The organism is Limimaricola cinnabarinus LL-001, from assembly GCF_000466965.1.
Lineage (GTDB): Bacteria > Pseudomonadota > Alphaproteobacteria > Rhodobacterales > Rhodobacteraceae > Limimaricola > Limimaricola cinnabarinus.
Genome location: NZ_BATB01000028.1, coordinates 38,231 through 44,268 on the forward strand (window position 1 = coordinate 38,231; position 6,038 = coordinate 44,268).

Below are 6,038 nucleotides of genomic sequence, written 5' to 3' on the forward strand. Positions count from 1 at the left end.
CCGTCCGCATGGCGAACGACACTTCCAGACGGCCGCGTCCACGGCGCAGTTGGGCTCCGCGCATAGCGCTGGCGCTGTTCTGCCTTGCCGCGATCGCGGTGATCTGGGTGACGAACGTGCTGCTGACCGAGCGTTTCACCGAAGCCACGCGCACCCGCACCGACGTGCGCCTCACGCTCTATGTCGGCAACCTGATCTCCGAGCTGCAGCGCAACTCCATCGTGCCCCAGCTTCTGGCGCGCGACCCCGAGCTGATCGGGGCGCTGTCCTCCTCCGACTTCTCGCGCTCGACCCAGCGGCTCTTGTCCTTCGTCGACGAGATCGGCGCGGCTTCGCTCGTGCTCTATGACAGCGACGGTCGGATCGTCGCGGCGACCGACCGCAATCGCCTCGGAGAGACGCATCGCAGCGCGCCCTATTTCATCGATGCGATGCGTGCGAACTCCACCATCTTCACGATCTTCCAGCGGCCCACGGGCGGCTACTCATTCCTCTATTCGCGCAAGGTTGACGCCAACGGCGCGGCGCTGGGAGTGATTTCGGTCGAGGTCGATCTGGCCAAGCTCGAGCGCAGCTGGGCCGGCACTTCCGACGCCGTGCTCGTCACCAACAGCACCGGCGAGATCATCCTGTCGACCGAGCCGCGCTGGCGCGGCCTGCCCGAGAGTGAGGCGCTGGAGCGCCAGTCCGCGCCATCGGCGATCGAACGGGCCTTTCTTGCCACCGACTGGACCGCCCTGCCGATCGACGCCTATCTGCGCGGCGAGGCGGTGATGCGGCGCGAACTGCGGGTGCCGTTCCAAGGGTGGAAGATGGTGACCTTCACCGCCTACACGAGCGTACGCGAGCGGGTGAACGGTGTGCTGGCGCTTGAAATCATGGGATTTGCAATGCTGCTGGCGCTGACCTTCTGGATCAGTTCGCGCAAATCTGCCTCTCGGCTGTTGCTCGTGCGGCGCGAAAGCGACCAGCTGCGGCGGCTCAACATGCGGCTGCAGCGCGAGATCGCGCAGCGCCAGCAGGTCGAGCGCAATCTTGAAAGCGCCGAGCAGACCATCGCCCAAAGCTCCAAGCTCGCCGTGCTGGGCGAGATGTCGGCCAGCGTCAGTCACGAACTGAACCAGCCGCTGGCGGCGATGAAGACATATCTCGCCGGGGCGCGGCTGCTGTTGCAGCGCCGCCGCCCGGAGGAGGCGCTCTCCTCGTTCCAGCGGATCGACGATCTGATCGACCGGATGGGCGCGATCACCCGACAGCTCAAATCCTATGCCCGCAAGGGCAATCAGGCCTTCGAACCGGTCGATGCGCGCGCCGCGCTGTCATCGGCGCTCGCCATGATGGAGCCGCAGCTCAAGACCCGCTCGGTCGCGATCAACCGTACGTTGCCTTCCGGACCCGCGATGATTTTGGGCGACAGGTTGCGTTTCGAGCAGGTGATCATCAATCTGTTGCGCAACGCGCTGGATGCCACCAAGGAGGTCCGGGATCCGCGCATCGACATCACGCTCACGGTCGAGGACGCCGTCGTCCTTACCGTGCATGACAACGGCCCGGGCATCGAGAACCTCGATGCGCTGTTCGAGCCGTTCTATACGACCAAGGCGCCTGGCGACGGTGTCGGGCTTGGTCTCGCGATCTCCTCCGGGATCGTGAACGATCTCGGCGGACGGCTGACCGCGCGGAACGCATCCGGCGGCGGGGCTGTTTTCGAAGTGCAGCTGCCTATCTTGGAAGAAGAAATGGCAGCGGCGGAATAGGGGGCTCCCATGAGCAAGACCATGAAGGTCGCCATCGTCGATGACGAAAAAGACATGCGCCAGTCGATCAGCCAGTGGTTGGCGCTGTCGGGCTTCGACACCGAGAGCTTTGCCAGCGCCGAAGAGGCGCTCAAGGGGCTGACGGCCGATTACCCCGGCATCGTGGTGAGCGACATCCGCATGCCGGGCATGGACGGGATGCAGTTCCTGCGAAAGCTCAAGAGCGTCGACAGCACGCTTCCGGTGATCATGATCACCGGCCATGGCGACGTGCCGATGGCGGTCGAGGCGATGCGGATCGGCGCTTTCGACTTTCTCGAAAAGCCGTTCAACCCCGACCGGATGACCGAGCTCGCGAAGAAGGCCAGCAGTGCCCGCCGCCTCGTGCTCGACAACCGCGCGCTTCGCCGCGAGCTGTCGGACGGCTCGGCGCTGATGAACAAGCTGATCGGTTCCTCGCCGGTGATGGAACGGCTCAAGGAGGACATCCTCGATCTGGGCCAGGCCGACGGCCACGTGCTGATCGAGGGCGAGACCGGCACCGGCAAGACGCTGGTGGCGCATGCGCTGCATGCGGTGGGCGCGCGAGCCTCCAAGAAGTTCGTGCTGATCTCCTGCTCGGCCTATGACGAGGAACGGCTCGGCGCGCGGCTTTTCGGCCCCGCGGGCGAGGACGACCCGATCCCGGCGCTCGAGGAGGCGCGCGGCGGCACGCTGGTGCTCGAGGACATCGAGGCGCTGTCGAGCGCGATGCAGGCCCGGCTGCTGACCGCGATCAACGACCAGGGCACGCCCGCCGAGACGCGCATCGTCGCGATCTGCAACCTGCAGGACGAAGGCAAGACCTGCGAGAGCGTGCTGCGGCCCGATCTCTACTATCGTCTGGCGGCCCTGCGCATCATCGTGCCGCCGCTGCGTCAGCGCGGCGAAGACATCCTGTCGCTGTTCACCCGGCTGTCCGAGCAGTTCGCCGACGAATACGGCTGCGACGCACCCGAGGTGAGCGCGCAGGAGGCGGCGCAGCTGCTGCAGGCGCCATGGCCCGGCAATGTGCGCCAGCTCATCAACGTGGCCGAACGCGCGGTATTGCAGAACCGGCGCGGGTCGGGCTCGATCGCCTCGCTCTTGATGACCGATGGCGACGAGCAGAGCGATCAGGCGATGACCACGGAGGGCAAGCCGCTCAAGGAATTCGTTGAGGCTTTCGAACGGATGCTCATCGACAACACGATGCGCCGCCACAAGGGGTCGATCGTGGCGGTGATGGACGAGCTGTGTCTGCCGCGGCGAACGCTCAACGAGAAGATGGCCAAATACGGGCTGCAACGTTCGGATTACCTGTAAAAAACAGGGCTATCGATTGATGATCGGGCCGCCCTTCGGGGCGGCCTTTCACATTCGTCATTGTGTCATGTGGACAAGTGCCGCTATGAAGGTCGGAACGGGCATGCGCTTGGCGCCGTTGCCCGGACGGATTTTCCGCTCCCTTTGCGACGGGGTTCCCCGGCACCGGAGGCGGACGAGACCGGCCCCGAGAGGGGCCGTTGACCTGACCCCGACCGGCCCGCTCATCTGGATGGCTGCCGGGCATGAACTGGCCCCCAGGGCCGAGGAAGAACCGCGATGCAACGCGCGCAGCATGCAGGCGACCCGTTGACGGCCCCGAGGGGCCGCACGGAGGCCGATACGCGCGTCATCGCCACAATCGGACATGAGCGCGCGACAGGCGCCCCCCCCGGGGGCGTCAGTCGGCGCGCCATGCGAATGGATAACATGGCAAAGAAAATGCTCATCGACGCCACGCATGCGGAAGAGACCCGCGTCGTGGTTTGTGACGGAAACAAGGTCGAGGAATTCGACTTCGAAAGCCAGAGCCGCCGTCAGCTCGCGGGAAACATCTACCTCGCCAAGGTCACGCGCGTAGAGCCGTCGCTGCAGGCGGCCTTTGTCGATTACGGCGGCAACCGGCACGGCTTTCTCGCCTTCTCCGAGATCCACCCCGACTACTACCAGATCCCCGTCGCCGACCGCGAGGCGCTGCTGGCCGAGGAAAAGGCCTATGCCGAGAGCATGAAGGCCGAAGCCGAGGCGGCGGGCGCGGATGACGAGACCGACGAGGCCGAGGAAAACGGCGGCGATCGACCGCGTCGCCGCCGCTCGCGTTCGCGGAGCCGCGCCTCGGAGGCCGGCTCCGACGCCGTCAGCACCCAAAGCGACGACGAGATCTCCGGCATGGAGGTGATCGACGCCGAGGACGAGGACGAGGATGACGCCGCGTCCAAGGACGAGGGCATCGAAAGCGTCGCCGACGAGGATGACAGCGAGGACGTGCGCCCCGCGCGCAAGCCGCGTCCCAAGCGCTACAAGATCCAGGAAGTCGTTAAGGTCCGGCAGATCATGCTGGTGCAGGTTGTCAAGGAAGAGCGCGGCAACAAGGGTGCGGCGCTCACCACCTACCTGTCGCTGGCGGGCCGCTACTGCGTGCTGATGCCCAACACCGCGCGCGGTGGCGGCATCTCCCGCAAGATCACCAACGCCGCGGATCGCAAGAAACTCAAGGAGATCGCGGGCGAAATGGATGTGCCGGAAGGCGCAGGCTGATCATCCGCACCGCCGGATCGCAGCGCACCAAGTCCGAGATCAAGCGTGATTACGAATACCTGCAGCGCATGTGGGAGCAGATCCGCGAGCTGACGCTGAAATCGATCGCGCCGGCCAAGATCTACGAGGAAGGCGATCTCATCAAACGGTCTATCCGCGATCTCTATTCCAAGGAGATCGACGAGGTCATCGTCGAAGGGATCGACGGCTTCCGCACCGCGCGCGACTTCATGAAGATGATCATGCCGTCGCACGCCAAGAACGTGAAGCCCTACACCGACAGCCTGCCGCTCTTTGCCCGCTATCAGGTCGAGAGCTACCTCGCGGGCATGTTCAACCCGACGGTCCAGCTGCCCTCGGGCGGCTACATCGTAATCGGCGTCACCGAGGCGCTCGTCGCCATCGACGTGAACTCGGGCCGCGCCACCAAGGAAGGTTCGATCGAGCAGACCGCGCTCAAGACGAACCTCGAAGCCGCCGACGAGGTGGCGCGCCAGCTGCGGCTGCGCGATCTCGCGGGCCTCATCGTGATCGACTTCATCGATATGGACGAGCGGCGCAACAACACCGCCGTGGAAAAGCGCTTCAAGGACAAGCTCAAGACCGACCGCGCCCGCATCCAGGTCGGCCGTATCTCGGGCTTCGGCCTGATGGAGATGAGCCGCCAGCGCCTGCGCCCGGGCATGCTCGAGGCGACGACCCAGCCATGCTCGCATTGCCACGGCACCGGCCTGCTGCGCTCGGACGACAACGTGGCGCTGGCGATCCTGCGCCAGCTTGAGGAAGAGGGCGTGCGCGGCCGCACCAAGGAAGTGCTGGTCCGCGTTCCCTACGCGATCATGAATTTCCTGATGAACCACAAGCGCGAACACGTGGCCGCCATCGAGCAGCGTTACGGCATGGCCGTGCGGGTCGAGGGCGACGCCACGCTGATCTCGCCCGACTTCGTGGTCGAGAAGTTCAAGACCGCCACCCGCGCAGTACCCGAGGCTGCGCCGATCGTATCGTCGGCCGCGCTGATGGAGGCGCTCGACGCCGAGTACGACTTCGACGCCGATGATGAGGTCGAGGAGGAAGAAGTCGCCGAGGCCGAAGCGGAGATCACGACCGAGACCTCGTCGCGGCAGGAGACCAATGAGGCGGCGGACGAGGACGACAGGCCTCGCAAGAAGCGGCGCCGTCGGCGTCGGCGCCGGGGCGGCAACGGCGAAGGAGCCGATGCGCAGGGCGAGGATCGGAGCGATGACGACGCAGATGATTCCGACGAGGACGAGGAAACCGGCTCCGATCCGGTGACCGAGGCCGAGGCCGAGGCCGAAACCGCCAAGGTTCCCGAACCGGCCACGGCGACCGAGGCCGAGCAGGCACCCGCGACGGAGGCCGTCACCGAAGCCAAGACTGAGGCCGAGGCAAAGCCCAAGCGGACCCGCACGCGCAGCCGCAAGAAGGACACCGCCGAGGACGCGCCTGCCACGGCTCCCGAGGCGGAAGCCGCAGCCGAGCCTACCGCCGAAGAGGCACCGAAGCCCAAGCGCACGCGCCGCAAGAAGGCCGACACCCCCGCCGCCGAGCCGGCGGAGGCCGAGGCCGAGGCTGCACCCAAGCCCAAGCGGACCCGTCGAAAGAAGGCCGAGCCCAAGGCCGAGGAGGTCGCCGAGACCGCCCCGGTCCCGGCCGCGG

Annotated in this window: 2 protein-coding genes and 1 pseudogene; all 3 read left to right on the top strand. The window is 66.2% G+C overall.

The genetic code is table 11. From position 1 onward, the window contains the following. Positions 1-8 precede the first annotated feature (8 nt). Complete coding sequence (locus MBELCI_RS10735) at positions 9-1,757, top strand: sensor histidine kinase (RefSeq protein WP_021694225.1); 1,749 nt, start codon at positions 9-11, stop codon at positions 1,755-1,757. Positions 1,758-1,766: 9 nt separating this feature from the next. Next, on the top strand, positions 1,767-3,101 hold the full coding sequence (locus MBELCI_RS10740; RefSeq protein WP_021694226.1) for a sigma-54-dependent transcriptional regulator: 1,335 nt from the start codon (positions 1,767-1,769) through the stop codon (positions 3,099-3,101). A 429-nt stretch (positions 3,102-3,530) separates the two neighbouring features. After that, positions 3,531-6,038: pseudogene (locus MBELCI_RS10745) on the top strand (Rne/Rng family ribonuclease); the annotation flags it as partial.